This is a genomic window from Bradyrhizobium sp. 521_C7_N1_3, assembly GCF_052075975.1.
GTDB lineage: Bacteria > Pseudomonadota > Alphaproteobacteria > Rhizobiales > Xanthobacteraceae > Bradyrhizobium > Bradyrhizobium japonicum.
On record NZ_CP197232.1, the window covers coordinates 3,309,689 to 3,334,266 of the forward strand.

Here is a 24,578-nt window from a genome sequence, read left to right on the forward strand (position 1 = left end):
GTGCGACAGGCTGCCGCGCCGACAAAGTCCTCCCTTATCGATTTCTCCAGTATGCTTGGCTTGCGCTCGGCGGGGCGTGCTTCACGAGGGATGGAGCGGCCCCGGCGCTTGCCAGCCCCTGCCGGGGTCGCTTCCCTAGTGAGAGTCCACGCTCATCCGAGCCGTGACACCGGCCGCAAGCGGCGCAACGGTATGTGCGCCAAGTCAAGAGAGCGACCTTCCGAGTGTGCAAAGCGGCTTCAGTTGCGCAGCCGAACGCGCGACCGCTTGACGATGGACGATACGACCCGATCGTAGGTTTCTAGTGCTGCCTCGGTCGCCAACTTGACCATTTCGCGATAGGCGATTTCGTTCATGTGAGTGAAACGGTCCCGGATCGCTTCAGCCAACTCTTCATCGGTGACCGATGATCGATTTGGATCTGCTTTTCCTGACAGACGGCTATCAAGATCGCGGTCGGGCGCATCAGTTTGCGCTTTCGCTCGGATCGCTCGGCGGATATATCGCTCCGCCGGAGGGCATGACGATGGTTCGAGAACAAAAGAGTGGGGCGGGGACGAACGCGCAGCGATCGCGTGGCAGCCAGGTAGGTTCCGGGGACCTCCAAGCCCGCATTGCCGCACTAAGATCCCTGCCGCGCGAGAAGCTTGCGGACGCGGTATTCATGCTCTGGATGGAAACGCAGCGGCAAAGTAAGCTGATCCGTCGCGCTGCCACGGAACGCGTTGAAGGGGATACCGGTCCTGAACCGATACCGAATGCGGATTTGGCAACCTATCTCGCGGACGAGGCGGTGTCGTCCCTGCGCCATCACGAAGTGGATATTCCAAGTCTCGCCGACGTTTTGATCCAACGTTCCCGCGAGGTTCGCTTCACGGTCGACCGAGCCGGGGCCGTCACACTGCTTGCCGCGATGATCCAGGAGCAGCGGTTAGAGGGCATCCTGGAAGGTTTAAGGCTGGCCGGCTTGCTCAGTGAGCCTTTCAAGGATCGGCATGCGGGGATCACTTTGTAGCGCCAGAGGCGAGGCGTCGATCACTGCACGCCTGCGGGCATGAACTATATCCTCTCGGAGTTGCGCCGGCATGGTGTGCCGGCCGACGTCGCGCATGACTACCTCGCGGTGGAGATGCCGCGGCAGCGACTGCGCGAACAGCGCACGCTGGGCTGCTCCACCTCGGCGATCTGAGCCAACTCCTTCTGTGCTGAGATCCGCGCGCTTTCTTGTCGGCTTCGGTAAAGCTGAAACTTTCAGAGGATTCCTGCTTGCTCATGCTCAAGTATCCCACTAGAAATGTAATGCATTACAAAATAGGAACTTTCCATGACATCGTTGGACCGCAAGGTGGCCGTCATAACCGGTTCGGCATCAGGGATCGGAAAGGCCTGTGTTAGGCGGCTGCTATCGCAGGGAGTGGCAGTTTTCGCGCTCGACCGCGACGAAGCGGCGCTGGCGCGTTTGAAGGCAGCAAGCGAAGGCGAGCCGCTTCATGCTGTTGTCGTGGATATCGGAAGCGAGGAGAGCGTTCGATCGTCGATCGAGCAAATCAGCAAGGTCACATCGCGAATTGACTATCTGATCAATTCGGCCGGAATAGATCATCTCGACCGGATCGCGGAATGTAGTTTCGCTGATTGGCGCCGGATCCTGTCGGTCAATCTCGATGGCACGTTTCTGATGTGCCAAGCGGTCGTCCGCAAGATGATCGCGCAACGAAGCGGTCGCATCGTCAATGTCGCGTCCTGGCTAGCGAAGGCCGGAATGGCCGGGCACGGGCCTTACGCGGCTTCGAAATTCGGGATCGTCGGTCTGACTCAAAGCCTGGCGAAGGAGGTTGCCGATCTTGGGATTACCGTAAATTCGGTTTGCCCCGGTCCGGTCGAGCATACTCAAATGAGAGCAGAAGCGGATGCGCAATCGCTGGCGCGCGGGCTTTCGACTGCCAAGGACCGGCTGCATTTGATCCCGATGGGCCGCATGGCCGTGCCGGACGACGTTGCCGGTGTCATCCTGTTCCTGTTGTCGGATGATGCGGCCTACATGACCGGACAAGCGATCAACGTAACCGGTGGTCTTTGGATGAACTGACGCCCAATAGGCTCGCTACCGCGACGGTGCGCGCGGCGGCGCTGTTGTGCTGCGGATGACGAGGCCGGTTTCGAAGACGGTTCGGGACGGCAACTCCGTGCCCAGGCAAAGGCCGACGATGCATTCGGCTGCCGTAATGCCCATCTCCTTGGAGGGGACTTCCACCGTGCTTAACGGCGGGTCGAGATGCGCCGCAATTTCCAGATCGTCGAAGCCCATGATCGACAGATCTTTTGGGACGTTGATTGATCGCGTCTTGCATTCTTGCAAGGCGCCTATGGCGAGCATGTCGCTGCCGCAAACGAGCGCCGTAGGTTCGAGCGCACGATCAAGCATGCTACGCAGCGCGGACCTGCCGCCTGCAATGGTGTAGGGCGCCTCCTCGACCCAACCTTCGGTCTCAAGTCCATTTCTCTGCATGGTGGCTTCATAGCCCCGCCGCCGCGCCAGGGCGCGGTCGTTACGTCGCGTTGTAATGCCCGAAAGCATAGCTATGCGGCGATGCCCGAGTGCAATCAGATGATCCACTGCACTCTCGATCGCCTTGACGTTGTCGAACCCAACATTGTTGGTGTTATCGGTCGGATCGACGACATAGGTGTTGACGGTGGGAACGCGCGAGGCAGCCAGAAAATCCGACAGACGCTTCTCGCGGACCTTTCCAACCAGCACCAAGCCCTGCGCGCCCTGCCGGATGAGCCGAATGGCCTGCTCCGCCTCGACATGGAGGTCGTATTCGCTGGTGGCGAGCAGGGCGAAAAATCCGTGCCTGGCCAAAGCTTCCTGGAGCTTCTGGTAGAACTCTGCATATAGCGCGTAGCTGAGAGTTGGAACGACTACGCCGATCAGGCGCGTCTTGTTTTGCCGCAAGGCGCGCGCGGAATCGTTCGGAATGAAGCCGAGCTTTTCAATCGCGGCTTCGACCCGCTCTCTCACTTCTGGTCGGACGAGGTTGGGCGTGTTCAGCGTCCGCGAAACCGTCGCGGTCGAAACCTCGGCCAGCCTCGCAACGTCGCTTGTCGTTGCGTTGTTCAAGCTGCCCGTCAATTTGACGGCCCGCCGCCGTCTTTTTTCGACCAACCGTTCGCTCATAGAGAGAATCTCGATGCCAGTTCGGCACTCTTACCACAATGCTTGACGCGGGTCGCCCAGTGATGTAATCCATTACATAATAAATTCAAAAATGGAGGGAAGCGTCGTGGACAGGCGAGATTTTCTGAAGACGGCAAGCCTGCTTGGACTGGGAGGGTTAGGGGCGATGGGTATGCCGCCAACGGCAGCCGCTGCTTCTACCAAAATCTGGTTCAACACTCTCTTCCATGGCGGCGACGCCGACGCCATGGAAACGATCGTCAAGAACATACGGGCTAGCAATCCCGATTACGCGATCGACCTGACCCAGGGTGGCTGGACTGAATATTACGCCCAACTTTACAATTCGGTCGTCGCCGGCGAGGCGCCGCAACTCGGCATTGTCGACGACTTCCGCTACGAGTCGGTCGCCAAGGTCCTTTACGACATCACCGATACGCCCGGCGGCAATCTGCTCGATCAAATCGGCAAGCCGGCCGACTTCGCGCAGTGGAATATTTCGCTGGTCGGTGGAAAGCCGCTGGGCCTGCCGCTCGATCAGAATGGTTTCGGCATCTACTACAACAAGGACGTTTTCAAGAAAGCAGGGCTCGATCCCGAGCATGCTCCGCAGACGCGTGAGGAATTCGAGGCCGCCTGCGAAGCGATCACGAAGAGCGGCAAGATCGCCTTCCATCCGGCCTTGAGCGGTGAGACCCGCTTCATCCGCCGCGCCTGGCTTGCGCTCCTATGGGGCGCCAACGGCACCTACATCGAGAACGGCAAGGCAAGCTTCAACACCGACAAGGGGCGCGAAGCGCTGCAATACCTTGTCGACATGGTCGGAAAGCGTGGCTGGAACAAGCCGGGCACCAACGGCATCAACCAGTTCCTTGCCGGCGAGCTCGGCATGCTGCAAAACGGCACCTGGTTCTATCTGACGCTGGAGAAATCGAAGATCGACTATGGCTGCTTCATGCCGCCCAAGTTCTTCGAAAAGCAGGTCTCCTGGGGCGGCTATCACCTGATCGTGCTGCCGAAGCAGCCGGAAGGAAAGGAGACAGCCGCAAAGCTTCAGGCCAGCGCAAAGTTCCTGAAGGCTTTTCTGCCGTTCTACTCGACCTGGGGCCAGCTCGGCGGCGCCGTGCCATTGCTCAACGCTGCGATTTCCGATCCGAAGCTTCATGAGAGCAAGGTGTGGGCCAAGCAGCTCAAGACGTTCTCCGACGCGGCGGCCAAGGGGATCATCCAGGCTGAACCGCGCCATCCGAAAATCACCGATGTCGATCTGGCCGTCGAACCGTTCACGCAACAGGCTTTCAACGGGACGATGAGCGTCAAGGATGCCCTGGATAAGGCCGAAGTCGAAGTAAACAAGGTCCTGGCCGCTTCCTGACAACAGAGGGGCGCCGGGTCCGGCGTCGAGCGATGCGAAATTCTGCGAATGATGCCGACAAGCGGGATCTGGTTGCCGGCATCCTTTTTCTTCTGCCCTATCTCGTGTTGTGGGTGACGTTTGCAGTCCTGCCTGTCGGCTACGGCTTCTACATCAGTCTGCATAAATGGGATCCGCTCGGTAGTTCCCGTTTCATCGGCTTCGGCAACTACGTCGAGCTGTTCAGCAATGCCCGCTTCCTGAACGCGCTGAAGAACACGTTCATTTATGCGGCCTGGGCGATCCCGCTGACGCTGATTTTGGGAATGGCGTTCGCGCTGATGCTCAAGCACGCGAAATTCCGGGGCTCGGGCTTTGTCGAGGGTTCGCTGTTCTTTCCGTACTTGCTGAACGTTTCTGTTGTCGGCATCGTCTGGAACTTTCTGCTCGATCCGAATGTCGGGATCATCCCGTATTACATTCGTGCAGTCGGGCTGCCTTCGCCCGAATTCCTCAACAATCCCTACCTTGTGATTCCGACGATTGCCTTTGTCTCGGCCTGGTGGCTCTCGGGATACCGGATGATCATCTTCCGGGCGGGGCTCAACGCTATTCCGGAGGAGCTCTATGAAAGCTCGACGCTGGACGGCGCGACGCCATGGCAACAGTTCTGTCTGATCACGCTGCCGCTGATGAAGCCGACCATTCTGTTCGCTGGGATTCTCACACTGGTCTCGGGGCTGTGCATGCTGGGCCAGGTTCTGGTGATGACGAATGGCGGCCCGGGAACGTCGTCGGAGGTCCTGGCGCTCTACATGTACCGAACGGCATTCGAGTCGTTCAATTTCGGTCAGGCCGCCGCCGTCGGTTTCATCCTGTTCGCGATCGTGTTCTCGATCAGCATGACGATGATCCGCTGGCTCGGGCTGCGCTCGGAGCTCAACTGATGAAGCATCCCATTTCAGCCCTGAAATGCGCTGCGTATTATGCGTTGGCGCTCGTCTGGATCATCCCCATCATCTGGATGGCGATCACGGCGGTGAAGCCGACCTCCGAGGTCATGAGCTTTACCCCCAACTGGGTGCCGTCACAGATCACGTTCGAGCATTTCTGGGCACTGTTGGATCGCCGGCCGTTCTTCCTCTGGCTCGCGAACTCGCTCCAGGTCGCTCTGCTCGCGACTGTCATCACCATCGTGGTGACGACACTGGCGGCCTATTCGCTGGCGAGACTGCGGTGGGTCGGGCGCGACGTAGTGTTTGCGACCCTGCTCTGCGCCATGTTCATTCCGTGGGAGATCAATTCCATCCCGCTGTTCTTCCTGGTCAAGGACATGGGGATCCTCAACACGTTCCTGGCCGTGGCGCTCCCGCTGTCGGCGCTGCCGGTGAGCCTGTTCTTGCTAAGGCAGTTCTTCATCAATATCCCGACGGATCTCGAAGAGGCTGCCAAGATCGACGGCTGCGGTCACTTGCGAATTCTCTGGCACATCATCATTCCCGTCTCGCTGCCGGCCTATGGCGCGCTCGCGATCTTCATCTTCATTTTTTCCTGGAACGAGTTTTTCTGGTCGCTGGTCGCGCTGCAGCGCTCGGGCGTGCGCACGCTCCCAATCGGGCTCAAGACGCTCGTGGCGGCGTCAGACATTCAATACGACCTGATGATGGCGGGATCGTTCATGGCGACGATTCCAGCGCTCATCGTTTTTCTCATCCTGAAACGACAGGTTATCGCCGGAATTTCGATGGCCGGCGTCAGACGTTAGAACCAAGGAGAACCTCATGTCTCACACTTCAAAATTCACGGCCAAGGGCGTCATTCCGGCATGCCTGACACCGTTCAAGGAAGATCTTTCGATCGATGAAACAGCGTTTCGCGGTCACCTGAAGGATATTGCCTCCGTCGCCGGCATCAGCGCGGTCTGTGCCAACGGTCATGCCGGCGAGGTGTCCTCGCTCACTTTCGACGAGCAACGCCGCGTGGCAGCGGTGACGAAGGAAGTTCTCGGCGATCGCGTGCCCACGGTGATCGGCGTCTTCACCAACTCGAGCATGCAGGCTGCGAGACTGGCGCGCATGGCCCAGGACGAAGGCGCCGACGCGCTGCTGGTCTTCCCGCCCGATATTCTCGGTCTCGAAGGCCACATGAGGCCGGCGAGCATCATCGAGCACTTCAAGTATATCTGCGGCGCGAGCGACCTGCCCATCATCGCGTTCCAGTATCCGTTCTTGTCCCGACTCAGCTATCCGCTCGAGACACTGCTCGAACTGTGCCAGCGCTATCCGCAAATCTGCGCCATCAAGGACCAGTATGGCGACGGCAAGGTGCACGAGCGTCATATCCGCGAGCTGGCGGCTCTGGAGAACCCGGTGAACGTTCTGACCACGCACAGCACCTGGCTGTTGGGATCGCTTGCGCTGGGCTGCCAGGGCATTCTCTCCGGTGCAGGGAGCGTCATCGCCAATCTGCAGGTCGCGCTGTTCCAGGCGGTGCAGGCGGGCAAGATGGACAAGGCGCGTGAAGTCAACGATCGGATTTTCCCGACCGTGAGAGCCTTCTACGACTCGCCGCTGTTCGATCAGCACAACCGCATGAAGGAAGCGTTGGTCATGCTCGGTCGCCTCGAGCGGGCCGTAGTCCGCCCGCCGCTGGTCAAGCTGACCCAGGAGGAGATCGAGAAGGTCAGGCACTTCATCGATCTGTCTGGCCTTCGTGCCGAAAACGCCTACGCCAAGGTTGCGTAATGTCGGATATCGGTGCCGAGGCGGAAAAGTTCTACGTCAAGCTCGGGGATTTTGCCGAGTTCAGCAAGACGATCAGCGAATCTGACATCTATCTGTATGCGGGTTTGACGGGTGACTTCTCGCCCAACCACATCAACGAAGCCGAGATGCGCAGGACCGCCTATGGAAAGCGGATGGCACATGGCGCGATGCTGGTCGGCTTCATGTCGACGACCTCGACGATGGTCGCCGAGCGGGCGGCGCGGGACAGCATTTCCGAAAGCCCGGTGTCGCTGGGCTACGACCGGATCCGCTTCATCGCGCCCGTGTTCATCGGCGACACCATCACCGTCAGGTATGAAGTCGCCAGCATCGATCTTGAGAAGCGCAGGGCTGTCTCCGACGTCACGATTACCAATGACAACGGCAAGATCGTCGCCGTCGGTCAGCACATTCTGAAATGGGTACCACGAAGCTGAGGCAAGTCGTGGGCGTCATCCGGCGTGCGGCCGGATGACGATGGAAGGGAGTATCGCAAAGTGACTCTGATGCTTGATGGAATAAAGATCGTCGCCTTTCACCACTTCCTGATGGGCCCGCTGGGCGTGCAGTTTCTGGCCGACCTCGGTGCCGACGTGGTGGCTGTCGAACAGACAGATGGCGCGTTTCAACGGCATTGGAGCGGAGGCGAGAGTTTCGTCGAAGGCGAATCGATGCTATTTGCCTGCGCCAACCGGAACAAGCGAAGCATCGCGCTCAATCTGCGATCTGACGAGGGTCGCGAGATCGCTCATCGGCTGATCGCGCAATCGCATGTCGTGATCGAGAACTTTCGGCCCGGCGTGATGGACCGTTTAGGTCTCGGATTCGAAGACGCGAAAAAGCTGCGCCCGGACATTATCTATGCGTCGGCGACGGGTTATGGCGTCGATGGACCGTACAAGGAGCGAGCCGGGCAGGATCTGCTACTGCAGGCGATCTCCGGATTGGCTGCGGCCACCGGAAAAGGTGAGGGTGATGCGCGGGCCGTCGGCTGTTCTGCTGTGGACCATCACGGCGCGGCATTGCTGGCCAATGGCATTTTGGCCGCATTGGTTCGGCATGCGCGCACCGGCCAGGGATGCCGAGTCGAGGCAACCTTGCTCGGTGCCGCCATCGACATTCAGACCGAGGCCATCGTCGCGTATTTGAATAGCCAACACCCGCCGAAATCGATGCGGCAGGAAGAATACGTATCGGGTTGGCTGATGCAGGCCCCTTATGGAATTTACCCGGCTGCCGACGGACATATCGCGCTCTCGCGGGTGACGCTGGCAGGACTGGCCGAGGTGTTGGAATGTCCCGAGCTTGCGCAGATCGGTGAACATGAGTTGTTTTCGCGCAAGGGCGAGATTTCGAAATTGGTCGCAAAACACACGACCAAGTTCAGCGTTGCTGAGCTCGAGGCGCGACTCACCAGTCATGATTTCTGGTTCGCCGCCGTCAACGACTACGGGCAAATGGCGCGCGACCCTCAGGTCGTTGCGGCCGGCCACATCACGACCATTGCATCCGCCGCGAGCGGCCAGCCGATCAAACTGACGACCCATCCGATCAAATACGATGGTGAACGGCCGGGCGTACGATTGGCTCCGCAACCGCTGGGCGCGCAGAGCGAGGAAATCCTGAATGAACTTGGATATAGCGCCCAGCAAACCCGGGCGTTGGTGGAAGGCGGAACGGTTGGAATGGGCACGCCGCTGAATGATGCGGCTGAATGAGGACACCCCATTCCCGACGCAAAATCGATGGCCGCGGGACGCTCGACTGTAACAAGTTGAGATTAGTCGTACATGCTAATGGCAGCAGCCGCGGTGCCTCGGAGAAAGTCACTCTCGAAGCGCTTGCGCGACCATTGCTCGTCAAATAGCCTTCTCCGTTGCATTATTTGGAACTGGCGCAGTCCGCTGCCTGTTGAAGGGAGATCGGGCAGCGACGGCGGTACGGTGGGACCGTTGGCGATTGATGATCAACTCGGCGTTTGCGGCTTGCTGCTGTTTGATGATGGGACGCCCGGGGCTTGCCGTTCCTTCGCTTCGTAATATTCAGCCGAGAACTTGATGGACCATCGCGCGAAGAACGAACGCAATTCCTGAGTGGGCTTCTCGACGCCGAGATGTTCTGCGACGTGTGCCTCGCGCAACCACCGCACCGCCGACGTGAGGCCGGCAATGCGCTCGAGCCTCTCAACCGCCGCGGTCCCGGCGATCTCTGCCTGCCGATAGCGAAGGCCGACCTTTCTGATCAGATGCGCGCGCTTGATGATGTCATAGCCCCTGAAGATGAGCTGAACGAGCGGGTGCTTTCTGGCCTGGGGCCAGGCTGCCGGATAGACCGGTAGCACCAGAAGCTTGCTCTTCGCGATGACCGTTGCGAGCGGATGCAGGAGTTGCATCCAGGCTGGCCAGGACGTGACCTTGGCAAACAATACCGCATGCATCGCCGTTGCCGCCGCGAAAGAGATCGGCAGCCAAAGCACCGCGCACAGGATCACGAGCAATGCGGCGGTCGGCGTGAGATGTCGGCATGTTCTGAATACCCATGCCATGCCGCTCTCAAAGGCATCATGCACCGCTTGCTCGAACGCCCGATAGCTGATCTTCCGCCGGAACCACAACCAGTTTCGGCGAATCGACCGACCCCACTGCCGACGCTTCGCCGCGGATAGAGGAAGCAAGCGCACCGCGCCATCGATGACAGTCACGATGACATCGCCGACAACCCTGGCCGCGAACAGCGGAAGCCAGACAATCTGCATCGCAAAAGGGAAGGCGTAGTCAAGCATCCGCATCAAGATCGCAAGAACGAAACGCAGGATCTTGTTCGTGGCGAGCGCGACGACAACAAGCGGGATGATGATCACGTCGTCGAGCGCACCGCGGAGGCGGCTTTCCTCGGTCCATGCCGGGTGACGACCATCGGTCACGGTGCACCGTCCAGGCTGAGTGCCGCCTCAGATTAGCACATTGCAAGCTCGAGGGGGGCCCCAGATGCCAGTCGGTGGGCGACAGCGAGCACTCCGTATGAGGACCGGTTCGCATGACCCGCGTTAACCCTGTCTCTGATCTTGTCCCGTAGCCGCGCCGGCTGGTTCAGTTCTGCCGCCAAGCCGCCTTATTGGATGTCTGCAATCGGTCGCCGATTTACGGGAGCTCATTTTTCGGCAGGCTTTGAACGAGGCGTCGCGTTCGGAAAGCGTAAAATCAGATGAAGGCGGCTCTCATCCTCGTTGGCTTCGGTACACTCGCGGTGATGGAGCTCGAGACGGCGCCGCGCATGACAAAGCCTGTGAACGCGCCGCCCGTTCAGGCGACCGTCGGGTTACGCGTCTCAGCCGATACGCTGACGACGGCAGACCGGCTCGAAATCCCGCACATGCAATTTGAAGCGCCTCCGCAGCCGGTCTCCTTGAGCAAACCGATGCCACCGCCGGATCAAACAGCGATTGTTGCGCAAGAGCCTTTGAAGATCATCGCGCCACGCCAGCGCGCCGCCAGCGGGAGAAAATTCGCGGTCATGCTGCCCAGACCTCGGCCCAGGCAGGGAACGTCCAAGGCAATTGTGAATGCTCAGCGCGCCGGACCAGTCGCGGAGGTCAAGCCCTGCCGGTCAGGTGTCTTCGATGGCCTGTTCAAGGCATTGAACCTGTCAACGGGATGTCAGAGCTAGCCCCAAGATCCCTCTGCATCGGCGATATCGTTTCCGCCGCGCCAGATTCACGCGGCCACGGTATCAATTGAGCGGCGGATCACCTGGCGCACCTCCGCATTCGACAGGAACAGGTCGTGGTTGATAACGCCCCAGCCTGCCTCGGACGCATCGACCACGCGCACCCCGAGCCCTTCGATGGCGGTCTTTTCGGCTGCGCCGACCCGTGTCATCCCACCAGCGATTTGTCCCGACAACGCCAGCGCGCGGTCGTTCGTTGCGGCGATGACGGTGATCTTGCGCGAAAGCGGACCGATGCGGTTGATCGACGATGAGAACACGTCCATGTCGATGTCCGGCGCGGCGAACACCACAGCCCCGATCCTGCCCGCAACGGCGTCACCAGATCGCGCATAGAGCTGGCGCAGGCTTTCGAGCGTCAGCATGGTTCCCATGCTGTGCGCGACGATGTGGACGCGGCCGGCGCTCGAACTCGTCACGACGGATTGCAGCACGCGTTCGAAGCCATCACGGGACCACATTGCGCTGTCGCGGTCATAGGCGTAGTCGAACAGTCCAGCCTTCGAGGGCCAGGAGAACATCATCGTCTGGCCGCGGAACCTGATGCCATCGGAGAGATGCGCGGCATCGAGCGCCGCTGTCTCGAACGTCTGCTTGAAGCCGTGCACGTAGATGAGAACATCTGGTCCGCCGCCGGCCTGCGCGACAAGACTGCCGACATCGCCCGATACCGGCTCGACCCCATCAAGACGCCAATCGTCAAGTCCGGCTGCGGCGAGAGAGAAACGGCTGTCACCAGGCGCCACAAGCTTCGCTCGTGCGACGGTCATCGTAGAAGCCCGCTCCGGCCCGAACCACGGCTTCGCCCGGGCGCCGCTCACTGGCTTGCGCGTGGTTACGACGAGCAACGTAGGGTCGACCGAAAGCGACGAAGCGTCGTAGCGTGCGCCGGTAGCACCCAGGCTGGCGCATCCGCCCAGCGCGACGACGCAGGCTGACGACGCAAGCCCGCCAAGGAGTGCACGGCGGGACGCAATCACTTCGTGTTGCACTAATTGTCGGATGATCACGCAGAACCTTTGGGAACTGCCCCCTGGAGGAGCCCGCCCCCTGCGCGCGTTCCTGAATGATGATGGCGGCGAGAATAAGGGCAGGGCTCGCCACGCCGCTTGTTCCAGATGCGGATTGAAATAGTCGAGGAATCAAACGGGTCTTGGTTCCGCAATTCGGAGGTTCGATCCCTCTCGCCCAAGTCTTGTCCGCCCAAGTCTTATCCGCCCAAGTCTTGTCGCAACCCGACGGATCAGGACTTCGTGGGGCTGCGGACCGCCACGCCGGGATCGATCGTCTGCGACGGTAGGCGGCGCTCGGCGGGGCGCGCGACTAGCAGATACAGAACCAGAGCGAGCAGCGACGTTGCCGCCATCACCGCCGTCATCGACAACGCGGTCCGTCCGTCGAAGCGAAGTGCGACCAGCCCGCTCGATATTGCGCCGGCGGTCAGCTGAATGCTTCCGGCGGCGGCGCTGACGGCGCCCGCGATCTCCGGGAGACGCTGCATCGTCGCGCTCATCACGTTCGGCACGCTGAACCCGAAGCCGAGTGCGACCGCCATCAGCAGCGCAACCACGAGTGACGTGGGCATCCACCCGGCCAATGTCATCGCGAGTAGAGCGGTGCTGGCGGCGGCCGACAGCGCCAGCCCGGTCGCGAGCATGCGGGCGGACTCTACGCCGCGCCGGCCGAGCTGGCCGTCGAGAAAGGCGCCGACCATGACGGCCCCCGAGCATGCGCTGAAGATCAGGCCATATTGCTCGGGGCGCAGTCCGACGGCGCCGACGAAGAACAGCGAGGCGCCGGTGACGTAGGCAAACACGGTCGCGCCGCCCGCGGCGCCGACCAGGATGAAAGGCAACGACACCGGATGCGTCAGCACCTGGCGGTAGCTGTCGATGACAGCCGAAAGCGCCAGACGGCCGGAGCGGTCGGTCGTCGCAGTCTCCGCGAAGCGAAACATCACCACGACCAGCAGCAAGAGACCGATCCCCGCCTGGGCGGCATAGATCGATCGCCAGCCGGCGATCGCCAGCAGGGCGGCGCCGGCCGTCGGTGCGATCACGGTCGCGACATTGACTGTGACCATGACGTTGGCGATCTTGCCTCGCGCGGCGTTGCCGTCGAAGAGATCGCGAATGATGGCAAAGGTCGTTGCGGTGGCGGCGGCGCCGATGCCCTGGACGAAGCGGCCCAGCAACAGAACCGGCAGCGAGGACGCTTTCGCGCAGGCAAGGCTTGCGGCGACGAACAATACGAGGCCGAAGGCCAGAATCGGCTTGCGGCCCAGGCGGTCGGAGATAGGTCCGTAGATCAGCGGCGCGGTGGCGAGGCTGAGCATGAAGGCGCTCATGGTCAGCCCGACATCCGACGCGCTCGCGTCGAGCGTCGCGCCGGTCGCTGCCAGCGCCGGCAGATTGATGTCGATGCCGGAATAGGGCACGGCCGCCAGAAAACCGAGCAGCAGCGTGAAGGCGAAGGATGCGGGGTCGATTTGCATGGACGGATTTCCGGTTCCGGCTTGGTCGATGTGCATGAGGTGATGGAGGCGCGGTCGCCCGCCCTCCATCGTCGTGTTTGGCGATTACGCGCGCCGTTCGGCGCGCCGCCCCCGGCTTGCCACCATCGCGCCGGTGTGCGAGCTCTCGTCGGCCACGAGCTCGCCGATGACCCGGAGGACTTCGGCCCGCGTGTCGATTCCGGCGAATTCGTCCGCGATCTGCGATGCACGCGACTGGAAGCGGGATTGATCGAGCACCGTCCGCACCGCGTCGCGCAATGCCTTCGGTGTCGGCTCGTTGGTCGCGAGGTTGATGCCGACCCCGGACCATGCGACCCGCGCGTTGACGTCGGCCTTGTCTTCGGTCAGCCCCGCGGTGACCAGCGGGATGCCGAAGCTCATGGCCTGGTTGACGCTGCCATAGCCGCCATTGGTGACGAGCACGTCGACGTTCGGCAGCAGCCACTCGAACGGCAGATAGCTGGCGATGCGCGCGTTCGACGGGATCTTGCCGGGAATGGCGTCAATCGGGCGGCCGCCTGCCGTCACGATCACCAGGATGTCTTCCTCGTCCGCGAGGGCCGCCAGCGTCGGGGCAACCAGCAGATTGAAATTGTGATTGGCCACCGTTCCCTGCGTCACCAGAACGATCTTGCGCGATCCGTCGAGCTCTTCGGCCCAGGGCGGCGGCGGGACCTGGTTGGCGATGATCGGCGGGGTGCCGACGAAATGCACTGAGGGCGGAATTTCGCGAGGAAATTCGAAGCTCGGCACCGACAATTGCAGATAGGCATCGCCGAGAGCGACCACGGAATGGAAGAGCGGCATCGCGATCGGCCCGACCCCGAGAGACTTCAACGCCCGGTTCAGGCGCATTGACACCGGCTGATCGACTGCGGCATCAAAGTCCCGCGCCATGGCCGCATAGCGATCGCGCTCCTCGTCGCTCGTTGCCGGCGGCAGACCGAGGAAATTGGGCGCGCCGTCCTCGCGCGCCCAATGCAGAAACGAGGTTCCGCAGAGCGCGATGGGAGGCCGCTGCGAGCGCGGTCCGAGCAGCATCGGCAGCACACCGAACAGCATGTCGTCGGCGACAATGATGTCGGCGGGGAATTGCCGCAAGATTTGCCGCAGCCCCTGGTGTTGGGCCGGAATGGCGTCGACGAAGATGCGCTCGCAAGCAACACGGAACCACTCCAATCCCGGCGGAATGGTCTTGAGTTCGGGGAATCGCGAGAAGACGTCGTTCGGATCGAAGTCCGCTTCCTCGGGAAGGGGAAAGAACTTCACGCCGCTGGCTTCGACGCGGGCACGAAAGGCGGTGCCCGTCAGGAAAGCGATCTCGTGACCATCGCCACGCAGGATTTGCGTGATCGCCAGCATCGGATTGAGATGACCCGTCGCAGGTGTCGAAGCGATAAGAATCTTCATGTGAGTTGACCTCTTGATGATCGATGCACGGTCGCCCCAGGGCGTCCGGTCGAGTGAGAGGCAATTGAAGCGATCGCCGTTACGCCACGGCTTCCGGCGGCAATGGAAATGGTTACGGCGGCAACGCATCGTGGCGCTGCCAAGGCCAGGCAAAAAGGCCGGTGCAAAAACCGGTGACATCGCGCCGGAGACCGATAGCTGGCACAGGATTACAATTGTAACGCGAGCGGCGGGTGATGAAACGGCACGGAAACACCGCGCTGCTAATCCGGCACACATCCGCATGGCACGCCTTCGCAGATATTGGAGCGTTGGCGTCGGCCGAAAGTGATTTTTGACGATCCGGATGTCGCGCGGCACCGGTCGCGCCCAATTCATTGAGGACTGGTATGGAAAATATTGTCGCCCTGATTGCGATGGTTGCGTTCATCGCGTTTCTGGCCTGGCTGGGCGTTCGCGCCTCCCGGACGAAATCTGCCCTGGCGAAGTGGAGCGGCATGGTGCTGACGGCCATGCTGGCCGTCTCAGTGTTCGGCGTAGCCGCTTTGACCGCGGTCGGTATCGTCCGGCAACGCGCCCGTTCTGCACCGGTCCCCGATGTGAGGATCGAGGCGACACCGGACCAGATTGACCGGGGCAGGGCCGTGGCCGACGGCTTTTGCGCCGCATGTCACTCGCAGACCGGGACGCTGACCGGCGGCGGCGACGTCGCCAAGGATCTCCCGATTCCCATCGGCGCGTTCGTGCCGGCCAATCTCACGCCCGCCGGCGTCTTGAAGAATTGGTCCGACGGCGAGATCTTTCGTGCCATTCGCAATGGGATCGACGCGAGCGGACGCTGGCTGGCGATCATGTCCTTCACCAATGCCGGCCGGCTCAGTGACGACGACACCAGGGCGGTGATCGCCTACATCCGCAGCCTGCCCGCGAGCGGTGCGCAGACTCCGGATCCGCCGGATCGCTTCAGCCTGCTGGGCATCGTGATGCTGGGCGCCGGATTGTTGCCGGATGCGAAGCCCGTCTTCACCGGCGTGATCACCGCGCCGCCGAAGGCGCCGACGGCGCTCTATGGCAAGTACCTGCTGTCCTATCAGGATTGCCGCGAATGCCACGGCAGGGATCTCGGCGGCGGCGTGCCGGGACAATTGCCGCCGCTTGGACCAGACCTCGGTATCGTCAAGAACTGGAGCCTTGCGCAGTTCGTCGACACCATGCGCACGGGCATTGACCCGAGCGGGCATCGGCTCGGCGAGCAAATGCCGTGGCGGCCGATCGGGCGGATGGATGACGACGATCTCGCCGCGATCTACCAGTACCTGATGGCTCTGCCGGGCTCCTGATGATTCCGTGAACGGGCTCGTGATGATTCCGTGAAGCCGCAAACGGTCGCGCCCGGCGTGGAGGCAAGGCGCTGAACGACAGCGCAGGCCGCAGGCTTCCTATCGCTCCAAAGTAGCAAGCGTTGGGATCACAATTATTCACGTATGCGACATCCGGTGGAATTCGCCGCAGAATTACCCTGTTGCGGCGTCATCACGGCATCATACATAGATTCAGTGTGTGCCGATGGACCCCGATATCCCGTTCTATTTTGAGCGATTCCAATTCGGACGAAATAATATCATTTCACCACAGCCGGACGTTGACGTTCGCACTTTTTAAGTACAGCTCACTCGGCGAACGGCGAATTTTGAGAGTACGGAATGCTTGCAGATATTGGCCACATCGTCGTCGTCGATGACGATCCGACGCTAAGGCAAATGGTGATCAAATATCTCGAGGAGCACAATATCCCGACAAGGGCGGCCTCCAACAGATCGGAATTGAACCACTACCTCGATGGCAGCCAGCCGAGCCTGATCATCCTCGATCTTCGGCTTGGTCAGGATGACGGTCTGGACCTATTGAGGGAAATCCGGTCGCATTCCGACGTGCCGGTCATCATCACGACGGGCCATCGTCCCGACGAGATCGATCGCATCGTCGGGCTCGAGCTTGGCGCCGACGACTACATCATCAAGCCATTTTCCCTGAGGGAGCTTCTGGCGCGCGTCCGCGCGGTGTTGCGGCGGCAGGAGATGGGACGGGCCGCGCGCGCCCGCGATCCCGAGCGCGGGGGCTATCGCTTCAGCGGCTGGAAACTCGAACGCCGCAGCCGAAAGCTGACCGATCCCGACGAAGCGCCGGTGCCCTTGAGCAAGGGTGAATATGCGCTGCTGCTGGCCTTTCTCGAGGCGCCGCAGCGCCCCCTGACCCGCGAGCATCTGCTGCAGGCGACCCGCATCCATGAGGATATTTTCGATCGCAGCATCGACGTCCAGGTGCTGCGGCTGCGACGCAAGCTGGAGACCGATCCGAGCGCGCCGCGCGTCATTCAGACCGAGCGCGGCGTCGGCTATGTCTTCGCGGTGCCGGTCGATCCGTTCTAGAAGCAATTGGCGGATTGCAATTGTAGCCATTTTGCCGATGGCGGTGACCTTGGCGTAACAGCGGGCCGTCAGATTGCCTCCCACCAACAGCGTGTGGGAGATTTGCGATGGAGAAGTATTCTCACAGTGTGAGCCGCGTTGCCTTGCCGAGTAACATGGAACTCGACAGGGCGAACTGGGTCGCACGATCCGACGGTCGCGGCATGGTCCGTCTCGGTGCGGTTGCCGCGGGTCATTCCTTGCCCGACATCGGTTCGCCTCCGGTCGCGCCGGCGGCCGCGCAAGACCAACCTGCCGCCACATTCTGGTGGGCCGTCTTCGCGTCCGTGATGGAAGGCTTTGCCCTTTACGGCGCCTCATTGCATCCGACCGCGGCCGTGCCGGTTCAGGCGATGCTGGACGCTGTGCGTGAATCCCGGCCGCCTTCGGCAGATCGCACGCCGCCCGCGCCGGCGAAGAGCGCCAGCGATGGCGCCGGCAAGAGTGGGAATATCGTCCTGTTCGATCGCGCCCCGCCGCGCGATGCACGACCGGCGCGCAGCTGGCTGCACTCGCTCGGTGCGGCTCTCGGGACTGTGATGGCCCTGCCGGCGTACTGGCGCCGGGAATGGGAAATCAGAAAGGCTGTCGCAGGGCTGATGGAATTCGACGATCGGACCTTGCGGGACATCGGGATCAACGGCCGATCGGAAGTCGAGCGGATGGTGAGGTATTGTCGTGATTGCTGACGCGATTTGCATGGCCCTGGTGGGGCTGGACTTCTGTCGAGCTGCGAGCCGGTCGCTCATGTCGATCCAAGCTGGCTCTTCCGATCTCGCACCGCCAAGCCGACCACCACTCTCGCGACCTCATCCAGCTTCGATCAAAACTCCTTGAGCAGACGCGACAATTCTCGCTTCACCCCCACATTGCTGGGCGTGCAGCAGTTCGCCAGATTTCTCGGGGCCGGACGAGGTGCCGGCCTTCGACGTTGCGCGATCGTGATTTGCGCACTTGTGCCGTGCTCTCTGAAGGTCTCTCCCGCACCGTCGCAGCCGCAGCCCGCCTTGGTGTCGGTCCGCAAGGATGAGCCCATCACACCCATTCCGGCGCCGCCGGCAATCGACCCGCTGAAGGTCAAGCTCGGCGAACGGCTGTTCTCCGATCGCAGGCTGTCGCACGACAATTCACGCAGTTGCGCATCGTGTCACGATATCGCGACGAACGGCGCGAGCCCGAGGCCGCACGATGTCGGCCCCGACGGAGCGGAGATCGCACTCAACACGCTCACCGTCTTCAATGCGCCGCTCAGCTTTCGCTTCGGCTGGGAAGGAAAATTGCGCAGCATCGAAGCCGATACCAGGTCGTCGCTGGAAAGCCCGCGCACCATGGCGAGCAGCTCGGTCGAGATCGCAGAGAAGCTTAATGCCGATCCCGACATGCGCGAGAGCTTCATCGCGGCCTACGGCCACCGCCCGGAGCGCGGCGATGTCGTCGATGCGCTCGCAAGCTTCCAGCGGACGCTGGTCACGCCAGGCGGCAAGTTCGATCGCTGGCTGGCGGGTGATGCCGCGGCGCTGTCGGACGATGAGCTGGGCGGCTACCAATTGTTCAAATCGCTGGGCTGCGCGTCCTGCCATCAGGGCGTCAATGTCGGCGGCAATCTGTTCCAGCGCCACGGCATATTCCACCCGCTCGCATCGCCCGAGCCGAAGATTCTGCGCGTGCCGAGCCTGCGCAACGTCGCGACCACGCCGCCGTATTTCCATGACGGCAGCGCGCCGACGCTCGATGACGCGGTTCGCAAGATGGCCTTTGCCCAATTGAACGCGACGCTGACGGCGAAGCAGGTCAAGGCGATCGTCGCCTTTCTGAACAGTCTGACCGGCACCTATCGCGGCGCGACTGTCGGAGGCTCCCCATGAAATTTGCCCCCGCCGTGATCGGCGTAACCTGCGTGCTGGCCCTGCTGACCTGGCTCTTGTTGAACGGGCTGAACTTCAATTCGGTGCGTTACGACCGTCAGCTCCAGGCGCTTGGCGACTTCACCCGGTTCGAACGCGCGATGACCAGGGAAGTGCTGACCGCGCGCGCCGGCCTGTCGCGCAACTATGACAGGCTGGTGCAGATGACCAATGCCTATGACGACGCGCTGACGCGGCTGCGCGAAACGCCGGGTCTCAACGCCGAAGAGACCAGGGCCATCGATGTGCTGTCGGCGCGCGCCCTTCGGCAGGAGGACCTGGTCGAACGGTTCAAGAGCCGCAACGCGCTGCTCCAGAACTCCTTTGCCTATTTCGGTCTGTTCAGTGACAAGTTGGCCGAGTCGGATCAGCGGGCGCTGGTCACGGCCGCCTCCGCATTGGCGGCAGCGATGCTGCGCCTGACGCTCGATACGTCGGACGTCGTGGCGCGCCAGGTCCAGGATCGATTGGAAGAGCTGTCGCTCGTGCAAACGCCGCCGCAGGACGCGGATTCGGCCCGCGCGTTGCTGATGCACGGGCAGATGCTGCATGACCTTCTGCCCGACATCGACACGATCGTGAAGACGCTCGTCGCCGAATCGAACAACCGCGAGCAAGATGCCGTATTGGCATTGATCACCAGGCGTCAGCTCGCTTCGCGGGCGTCGGCGCGCCGGGTACGCCTGTTGCAGTTCATGACGTCGCTGCTGCTGCTCTGCGGTGTGGTCTATTTCGGATTGCTATTGCATCGGCGTGCGGTCACGCTGCGTCGCCGGGCGGCGTTCGAGCACGTCATGGCCGGCATCTCGATGCGGTTCATCGATTCGAGCCGCGAGAGGATCACCGCCGACGTCGAGACCGCGCTGCAACAGCTCGCCGGATGCATCGGTGCCGATCGCGCCTATTTCGTCGGCGTGACCGGGACGACGACAAGCACCTATCGGTGGTCCCGTGACGGGATCGCATTCGAGCCGGGTTGGCCGGATCGCGCGCTGAGCCTCGCGCCACGCTTCGACGGTGGCGAAGGCGGTGTCGTCTATATTCCCAAGGTCAAGGCGGCCCATCCCGACGACACGATGAACCTGCTCGAGGACGCCGGCGTCGGTGGCTGGCTGTGCGTGACGGCGTTGCGGGGACATCGCGATGAAATCCTGGGCTTCGACACCGTGCCGGCCGGGGCGCTCGAATACTGGTCCGAAGTGTCGCTGTTTCGCATGGCGTTCGACGCCATCGGCAACGCGATCCGCCGGGTCCGGCTCGAAGGCGAGAAGGAGCGCTTGCAGGCGAGCCTGCAACAAGCGCGCCGCATGGAAACCCTCGGCACCTTTGCCAGCGGCATCGCCCACAACTTCAACAATATCGTCGGCGCGATTCTCGGCTATGCCGAGATCGCTGAGGCGCGAATCCGGTCGGGAGGCCGGCCGGCCGGCAGCCTTGCGGAGATCCGCCGTGCCGGCGAGCGGGCGCGCGAACTGGTCGAACAGATTCTCGGCTTCGGCCGTCGCGGCGAGGGCAGGCGGGAGCGTGTCTGCGTCAGGACCCTGATCGAAGAAACCAGATCGCTGCTGGCGGCTTCGTTGCCTTCGCACGTCCAGTTCGAGGTGAACGAGTCGGCCGAAGAGGCCACCGTGATGGGCGAGCCCGCCCAGTTGCAGCAGGTGATCCTGAATCTTTGCAACAATGCAGCACAGGCGATGACGGAGCCGGGTTGTATCGAACTCGGCATCGAGGTGCACGATCTTCAACAGCCATTGTCGATCGGACGCAGTGAGGTCGGTCCCGGCCGCTTCACCGTGATTTCGGTCACCGATCCGGGGCCCGGAATGGACGAGGCGACGCTGGAGCGGATCTTCGAGCCCTTCTTCACGACGCGCCCGGAGGGCAACGGCATGGGGCTCGCAACCGTTCGCGAGATCGTGGAGCATTACGGCGGGGCCGTCGCCGTGCAGAGCGAGCCGGATGCAGGCACGCGCTTCGACGTCTGGCTGCCATCCGGCGACCCCGACGAGGCGGTGCCGGTTCAGCACAGCCCCGATCTTGCGTTCCGTGGTGCGGGCGAGACGGTGCTGGTGCTCGACACCGACCGCCGTCGCCTGTTGCGCCATGAGGAAATCCTCGCGGCGCTGGGTTATGAGCCGGTCGGATTCACCAGGCTGGCGGAGGCGATCACTGCCTGCCGCATCGCGCAAACGCGTTTCGATGCGGCGCTGGTGTGCCACTTGCCCGGAGGCTCCTCGATCGAGCTGGCGGCGGCATTGCACGCGGCGGCGCCGGCCTTGCCGATCATTCTGGCGAGCCCCTCGGCGCGCGAGCTGGCGGTGCCGTCGCTGGAGACGTCAGGGATCACCGAGCTCGTTCATCACCCGCTGATATCGGCGGAGCTCGCCGGCGTCCTGGCGCGGAGCGTCGCCGCGTCGGCCGCGCGACGACGGATGAGGCGAACCGCCGCGGCGCGCTAGAGCGCTTTCGAGCGAAGCGGATACCGGCTCGCGCGAAGAAAGAAAGCGCGTCAAAACAGGAATCCATAGCTGGCGCAGACAATCGGCGATCGCGGTTGCAATGGTAACGCGATGTCGCCGCGGGCGAAATGGTCGAGTAGCCGGGACCTCCTATCCATCGCATGCGCATCGTCGCAACGTCACCGCGATAGGAGAATGATGATGTCAATCAGACTTGGCGTGACCGTCGTCGCAGCTACGTTCCTGTTCGGATCGGTTTCCAGCCTCAGGGCTGCCGGAGGCGCAAGCACGCCTGTGATCATGTCCTCGCCTGGCAGTGTGGACGCAATGAAGTTCGCGGACCTGTCCCGGCAGGCTCCCATCGGTCACCGGCAGCCGCGACGCAGCGACGTGCCCGGGTCGACGCAAGCCTCGCCCGAAGATGCGGAGCTGCAGCGGCTCGACAAGGAGATCGACCGCCGGCTGATCATCTGCCGTGGCTGCTGATGGCCGGCCGACGTCATGGATCGCGCGCGCCGCAAGGCGCGCGTTCGCCGCTCCCTATCCCTCGTATTGATCCAGCCCCATCGCCCAGAGCGACCGATCGTGGCCGAATGCGTAATTGCGGTTGTTGATCGCCGGATTGCGATTGACCATCGGCCGCATGAACATCGGATGGGTCGCGCTGCGGACCTCGTGCTCGACCGTGAAGAGATGCCTGCCGCTGTCGAGATCGACGATGTCGCAGAAGCGGTACTGGTATTGATTGTCCTCGCGCGAGATCAGGTCGCGCGCCAGGAGTTTGCGGTAGGGGCCGGAGAAGTCGGTGATGTACATCTGCACGTGGTGGCCGTCGTAGTCGCCCTGGGGCCGATCGGTCTCGCGGAACAACAGATGCTGGTCGCGGCCGGTCTTCACGGCGGCGACCCGGCCGTCGCCGTTTCGCAAGCTTGCGGGCATGCCCATGATCTCGGGGTAGAAGGCGCAAATCGCCTTCGTGGTGCCTTCCGGCACGTCGAACTCGACATAGGGAATGCCGAGCGCAATGCGCCCGAAGCGCGCGGCGTCCGGCTCGTAGCAGCGCAGTCGGTTGCCCCACGGACAGATTGCCTCGACATGATCGTTGTGCTCGGCGAATGCGAACGCCGTGCCCTCGAGCTTCTTCGCGACCGACGCGAGCCGCGCCAGCAGCGCCTCGCGGCCCTCGATGACCAGCCCGACATGGCCGCGCAGCACCTGCGGCCTGCCGCTCGGCAAGTGAAACTGGCTCCGTCCGGCATTGATCCACATGTTGGTGTCGGAAACCATCAGGTAGGGATCGCGGGTCAGTCCAAGCCCGGTCACGTAGAACAGCGTGGCGAGGCGCTGGTCGGGGACCTGGATGTTGACGTGCTCGAAATGGATCGCGTTGCCGAGATCTTCTGCGGATCGATCGAATTGTTGCGGCATGGATGTGCTCTGGCTGGGGGACGGACGGGGCAATACTAAAGCAGAATTTCCGCCAGCCGAAACTGTTCGCCGATCACATCTTAGGGGCAGGGGCATGATGTTCTCTGCCGCCTTGCCGTGGCAGCCAGTCCCTGTAATCTGACGAGAACATATGAATACGGGAAGGGATCGATGGGAGGAGTTTTGGAGGGCGTGCGCGTCCTCGATTTCGGGCGCTATATCGCAGGGCCCTATTGCGCGACCTTGCTGGCCGAATTCGGCGCCGAGGTCATCCGCGTGGAAAAGCGCGACGGCAGCGAGGACCGCTTCGTGGCGCCGGTCGGCGAGGGCGGCGAAGGCGCGCTGTTCCTTCAGGTGAACCGCAACAAGAAGTGCATCACGCTCGATCCGATGAAGCCGGAAGGGCAGGAGGTGATGCGCCGCCTGATCGCGACCGCGGATGTCGTCGTCGCCAATCTGCCGCCGCAGACCCTGCGCGCGATGAAGCTCGACTACGACTCCTTGAAGGCGATCAAGCCCGACATCATCCTGACGACCGCCACCGCGTTCGGCGGGCCGGGGCCCTGGTCCGACCGCGTCGGCTTCGATGGCGTCGGCCAAGTCATGTCGGGCTCGGTGTACATGACCGGTGCCGGGGACCCGCCATATCGGGCCGCGGTGAACTGGGTCGATTTCGGCACGGCGCTGCATTGCGCGTTCGGGACGCTCGCGGCGCTGATGGAGCGCGGCAAATCCGGACGCGGGCAGATCGTCGAGGGCGCGCTGCTCGCCACCGCGCTGTCCTTCACCAATGCCACGTTGATCGAGCAGGCCGTGATCAACGTCAACCGTGTTCCGACCGGCAATCTCGGTCAGACCGCAGCACCGGCCGACATCTACCGCACAAAGGACGGCTGGGTGCTGTGCCAGGTCACGGGGCATCCGCTGTTCAAACGCTGGGCGAAGCTGATGGGCGAGGAGGACCAGTGGCTGAACGATCCGCGCTTTGCCGACGACATCAGCCGCGGCAACAACGGCCCCGTCATCAGCGCGCGGATGGCGCGCTGGTGCGCCGAGCGCACCACGCAGGAGGCTGTCGATACTCTGGGCAGGGCCATGATTCCGACCGGGCCCGTTCTCAGCCCGCAACAGGCGCTGGACCATCCGCATATTCGCGCCGCCGGCTTCATGCAGGAGATCGAATATCCCGGCCTGCCTCAACGCGCACCCGTGGCCCGCGCTGCCGTCCGGCTGTCGGAAACGCCAGGCGAGATCGCATCGCGTCCGCCGACGCTCGGCGAGCACACTGACCTCGTCCTGACGGAGCTTGGCTACGACGTGGCTGCGATTGCGGCGCTTCGGCAGGGCGGGATCGTCTAGGAAGCACGC

At 62.4% G+C, this 24,578-nt stretch carries 24 protein-coding genes; 17 read left to right on the forward strand and 7 right to left on the reverse strand.

All coding sequences use genetic code 11. The features are described from left to right. Positions 1 to 239: 239 nt before the first annotated feature. A complete protein-coding gene (locus AB7008_RS15405; RefSeq protein ID WP_304493192.1) occupies positions 240 to 389 on the reverse strand; it encodes a hypothetical protein in 150 nt (49 codons plus the stop codon). 17 nt (positions 390 to 406) lie between these two features. Between AB7008_RS15405 and AB7008_RS15410 the strand changes: the two genes are divergently transcribed. The 3 genes from AB7008_RS15410 to AB7008_RS15420 all read left to right on the forward strand — a co-directional run bounded on the left by AB7008_RS15410 (position 407) and on the right by AB7008_RS15420 (position 2,089). Continuing rightward, positions 407 to 1,015 carry a hypothetical protein gene (locus AB7008_RS15410; RefSeq protein WP_304493193.1) on the forward strand — a complete coding sequence of 203 codons (609 nt, stop codon included), beginning with the start codon at positions 407 to 409 and terminating at the stop codon, positions 1,013 to 1,015. Positions 1,016 to 1,054: 39 nt separating this feature from the next. Continuing rightward, a complete protein-coding gene (locus AB7008_RS15415; protein ID WP_304493194.1) occupies positions 1,055 to 1,189 on the forward strand; it encodes a hypothetical protein in 135 nt (44 codons plus the stop codon). A gap of 135 nt (positions 1,190 to 1,324) precedes the next feature. After that, positions 1,325 to 2,089, forward strand: coding sequence for an SDR family NAD(P)-dependent oxidoreductase (locus AB7008_RS15420; protein ID WP_028156558.1), 765 nt, complete (start codon positions 1,325 to 1,327; stop codon positions 2,087 to 2,089). A gap of 15 nt (positions 2,090 to 2,104) precedes the next feature. Here the strand turns inward: AB7008_RS15420 and AB7008_RS15425 are convergent, their stop codons facing one another. Next, a complete protein-coding gene (locus AB7008_RS15425; protein WP_049826273.1) occupies positions 2,105 to 3,181 on the reverse strand; it encodes a LacI family DNA-binding transcriptional regulator in 1,077 nt (358 codons plus the stop codon). Between the two features lie 106 nt (positions 3,182 to 3,287). On the opposite strand from AB7008_RS15425, the gene AB7008_RS15430 reads away from it, so the two are divergent. The 6 genes from AB7008_RS15430 (at position 3,288) to AB7008_RS15455 (ending at position 9,018) form a co-directional block, all read left to right on the forward strand. Continuing rightward, positions 3,288 to 4,556 carry an extracellular solute-binding protein gene (locus AB7008_RS15430; RefSeq protein ID WP_441259008.1) on the forward strand — a complete coding sequence of 423 codons (1,269 nt, stop codon included), beginning with the start codon at positions 3,288 to 3,290 and terminating at the stop codon, positions 4,554 to 4,556. Between the two features lie 32 nt (positions 4,557 to 4,588). Next, positions 4,589 to 5,482, forward strand: a complete 894-nt coding sequence (locus AB7008_RS15435) for a carbohydrate ABC transporter permease (protein ID WP_028156561.1) — start codon at positions 4,589 to 4,591, stop codon at positions 5,480 to 5,482. Continuing rightward, entirely contained in the window at positions 5,482 to 6,300 is an 819-nt protein-coding gene (locus AB7008_RS15440) for a carbohydrate ABC transporter permease (protein WP_441259009.1), read from the forward strand. Before AB7008_RS15435 ends, AB7008_RS15440 begins: the two co-directional genes overlap by 1 nt. Positions 6,301 to 6,316: 16 nt before the next feature. Then, positions 6,317 to 7,279: a dihydrodipicolinate synthase family protein gene (locus tag AB7008_RS15445; protein WP_304493196.1), complete on the forward strand. Its 963-nt coding sequence runs from the start codon at positions 6,317 to 6,319 to the stop codon at positions 7,277 to 7,279. Beyond that, positions 7,279 to 7,737: a MaoC family dehydratase gene (locus tag AB7008_RS15450; RefSeq protein ID WP_304493197.1), complete on the forward strand. Its 459-nt coding sequence runs from the start codon at positions 7,279 to 7,281 to the stop codon at positions 7,735 to 7,737. The genes AB7008_RS15445 and AB7008_RS15450 overlap by 1 nt, the downstream gene beginning before the upstream one ends. Positions 7,738 to 7,806: 69 nt before the next feature. Continuing rightward, positions 7,807 to 9,018 (forward strand): CaiB/BaiF CoA transferase family protein, encoded by a 1,212-nt coding sequence (locus tag AB7008_RS15455; protein ID WP_304494144.1) that lies wholly within the window; start codon positions 7,807 to 7,809, stop codon positions 9,016 to 9,018. 248 nt (positions 9,019 to 9,266) lie between these two features. Here the strand turns inward: AB7008_RS15455 and AB7008_RS15460 are convergent, their stop codons facing one another. Further along, complete coding sequence (locus AB7008_RS15460; protein WP_304493198.1) at positions 9,267 to 10,223, reverse strand: hypothetical protein; 957 nt, start codon at positions 10,221 to 10,223, stop codon at positions 9,267 to 9,269. Between the two features lie 281 nt (positions 10,224 to 10,504). Here AB7008_RS15460 and AB7008_RS15465 point away from each other — a divergent pair, with 281 nt between their 5' ends. Next, a complete protein-coding gene (locus AB7008_RS15465) occupies positions 10,505 to 10,966 on the forward strand; it encodes a hypothetical protein (protein ID WP_304493199.1) in 462 nt (153 codons plus the stop codon). Between the two features lie 47 nt (positions 10,967 to 11,013). Here the strand turns inward: AB7008_RS15465 and AB7008_RS15470 are convergent, their stop codons facing one another. From AB7008_RS15470 to AB7008_RS15480, 3 genes are all read right to left on the reverse strand, one after another. Further along, the gene (locus AB7008_RS15470) at positions 11,014 to 12,036 is read right to left on the reverse strand and encodes an alpha/beta hydrolase (protein ID WP_441259010.1); all 1,023 of its coding nucleotides are present in this window, start codon (positions 12,034 to 12,036) and stop codon (positions 11,014 to 11,016) included. Positions 12,037 to 12,269: 233 nt separating this feature from the next. Continuing rightward, positions 12,270 to 13,520 (reverse strand): multidrug effflux MFS transporter, encoded by a 1,251-nt coding sequence (locus AB7008_RS15475; RefSeq protein WP_304493202.1) that lies wholly within the window; start codon positions 13,518 to 13,520, stop codon positions 12,270 to 12,272. Between the two features lie 84 nt (positions 13,521 to 13,604). Beyond that, on the reverse strand, positions 13,605 to 14,951 hold the full coding sequence (locus tag AB7008_RS15480) for a glycosyltransferase (protein WP_041955994.1): 1,347 nt from the start codon (positions 14,949 to 14,951) through the stop codon (positions 13,605 to 13,607). A gap of 389 nt (positions 14,952 to 15,340) precedes the next feature. Between AB7008_RS15480 and AB7008_RS15485 the strand changes: the two genes are divergently transcribed. The 6 genes from AB7008_RS15485 (at position 15,341) to AB7008_RS15510 (ending at position 22,268) form a co-directional block, all read left to right on the forward strand. Next, the gene (locus tag AB7008_RS15485) at positions 15,341 to 16,291 is read left to right on the forward strand and encodes a c-type cytochrome (protein ID WP_304493203.1); all 951 of its coding nucleotides are present in this window, start codon (positions 15,341 to 15,343) and stop codon (positions 16,289 to 16,291) included. Positions 16,292 to 16,654: 363 nt separating this feature from the next. Then, complete coding sequence (locus tag AB7008_RS15490) at positions 16,655 to 17,380, forward strand: response regulator (protein ID WP_014497160.1); 726 nt, start codon at positions 16,655 to 16,657, stop codon at positions 17,378 to 17,380. A gap of 107 nt (positions 17,381 to 17,487) precedes the next feature. Further along, the gene (locus tag AB7008_RS15495; protein ID WP_248881834.1) at positions 17,488 to 18,108 is read left to right on the forward strand and encodes a DUF1127 domain-containing protein; all 621 of its coding nucleotides are present in this window, start codon (positions 17,488 to 17,490) and stop codon (positions 18,106 to 18,108) included. A 321-nt stretch (positions 18,109 to 18,429) separates the two neighbouring features. Next, complete coding sequence (locus AB7008_RS15500; RefSeq protein ID WP_248881835.1) at positions 18,430 to 19,284, forward strand: cytochrome-c peroxidase; 855 nt, start codon at positions 18,430 to 18,432, stop codon at positions 19,282 to 19,284. Next, entirely contained in the window at positions 19,281 to 21,782 is a 2,502-nt protein-coding gene (locus tag AB7008_RS15505) for a two-component system VirA-like sensor kinase (protein WP_304493204.1), read from the forward strand. The genes AB7008_RS15500 and AB7008_RS15505 overlap by 4 nt, the downstream gene beginning before the upstream one ends. A 201-nt stretch (positions 21,783 to 21,983) precedes the next feature. Beyond that, entirely contained in the window at positions 21,984 to 22,268 is a 285-nt protein-coding gene (locus AB7008_RS15510; protein ID WP_441259011.1) for a hypothetical protein, read from the forward strand. A gap of 54 nt (positions 22,269 to 22,322) precedes the next feature. Here AB7008_RS15510 and AB7008_RS15515 read toward each other — a convergent pair whose 3' ends face one another. After that, positions 22,323 to 23,210 carry a VOC family protein gene (locus AB7008_RS15515; RefSeq protein WP_441259012.1) on the reverse strand — a complete coding sequence of 296 codons (888 nt, stop codon included), beginning with the start codon at positions 23,208 to 23,210 and terminating at the stop codon, positions 22,323 to 22,325. A 171-nt stretch (positions 23,211 to 23,381) separates the two neighbouring features. Here AB7008_RS15515 and AB7008_RS15520 point away from each other — a divergent pair, with 171 nt between their 5' ends. Beyond that, the gene (locus AB7008_RS15520; RefSeq protein WP_441259013.1) at positions 23,382 to 24,569 is read left to right on the forward strand and encodes a CaiB/BaiF CoA transferase family protein; all 1,188 of its coding nucleotides are present in this window, start codon (positions 23,382 to 23,384) and stop codon (positions 24,567 to 24,569) included. Positions 24,570 to 24,578 lie beyond the last annotated feature (9 nt).

Excerpts from the sequence above, each read along its gene's own strand:
- AB7008_RS15410 (WP_304493193.1), top strand. The coding sequence starts at position 407 with ATGATCGATTTGGATCTGCTTTTCCTGACAGACGGCTATCAAGATCGC.
- AB7008_RS15415 (WP_304493194.1), top strand. The coding sequence starts at position 1,055 with ATGAACTATATCCTCTCGGAGTTGCGCCGGCATGGTGTGCCGGCCGAC.
- AB7008_RS15420 (WP_028156558.1), top strand. The coding sequence starts at position 1,325 with ATGACATCGTTGGACCGCAAGGTGGCCGTCATAACCGGTTCGGCATCA.
- AB7008_RS15425 (WP_049826273.1), bottom strand. The coding sequence starts at position 3,181 with ATGAGCGAACGGTTGGTCGAAAAAAGACGGCGGCGGGCCGTCAAATTG.
- AB7008_RS15435 (WP_028156561.1), top strand. The coding sequence starts at position 4,589 with ATGCGAAATTCTGCGAATGATGCCGACAAGCGGGATCTGGTTGCCGGC.
- AB7008_RS15440 (WP_441259009.1), top strand. The coding sequence starts at position 5,482 with ATGAAGCATCCCATTTCAGCCCTGAAATGCGCTGCGTATTATGCGTTG.
- AB7008_RS15445 (WP_304493196.1), top strand. The coding sequence starts at position 6,317 with ATGTCTCACACTTCAAAATTCACGGCCAAGGGCGTCATTCCGGCATGC.
- AB7008_RS15450 (WP_304493197.1), top strand. The coding sequence starts at position 7,279 with ATGTCGGATATCGGTGCCGAGGCGGAAAAGTTCTACGTCAAGCTCGGG.
- AB7008_RS15455 (WP_304494144.1), top strand. The coding sequence starts at position 7,807 with ATGCTTGATGGAATAAAGATCGTCGCCTTTCACCACTTCCTGATGGGC.
- AB7008_RS15465 (WP_304493199.1), top strand. The coding sequence starts at position 10,505 with ATGAAGGCGGCTCTCATCCTCGTTGGCTTCGGTACACTCGCGGTGATG.
- AB7008_RS15475 (WP_304493202.1), bottom strand. The coding sequence starts at position 13,520 with ATGCAAATCGACCCCGCATCCTTCGCCTTCACGCTGCTGCTCGGTTTT.
- AB7008_RS15480 (WP_041955994.1), bottom strand. The coding sequence starts at position 14,951 with ATGAAGATTCTTATCGCTTCGACACCTGCGACGGGTCATCTCAATCCG.
- AB7008_RS15485 (WP_304493203.1), top strand. The coding sequence starts at position 15,341 with ATGGAAAATATTGTCGCCCTGATTGCGATGGTTGCGTTCATCGCGTTT.
- AB7008_RS15490 (WP_014497160.1), top strand. The coding sequence starts at position 16,655 with ATGCTTGCAGATATTGGCCACATCGTCGTCGTCGATGACGATCCGACG.
- AB7008_RS15495 (WP_248881834.1), top strand. The coding sequence starts at position 17,488 with ATGGAGAAGTATTCTCACAGTGTGAGCCGCGTTGCCTTGCCGAGTAAC.
- AB7008_RS15505 (WP_304493204.1), top strand. The coding sequence starts at position 19,281 with ATGAAATTTGCCCCCGCCGTGATCGGCGTAACCTGCGTGCTGGCCCTG.
- AB7008_RS15510 (WP_441259011.1), top strand. The coding sequence starts at position 21,984 with ATGTCAATCAGACTTGGCGTGACCGTCGTCGCAGCTACGTTCCTGTTC.
- AB7008_RS15515 (WP_441259012.1), bottom strand. The coding sequence starts at position 23,210 with ATGCCGCAACAATTCGATCGATCCGCAGAAGATCTCGGCAACGCGATC.
- AB7008_RS15520 (WP_441259013.1), top strand. The coding sequence starts at position 23,382 with ATGGGAGGAGTTTTGGAGGGCGTGCGCGTCCTCGATTTCGGGCGCTAT.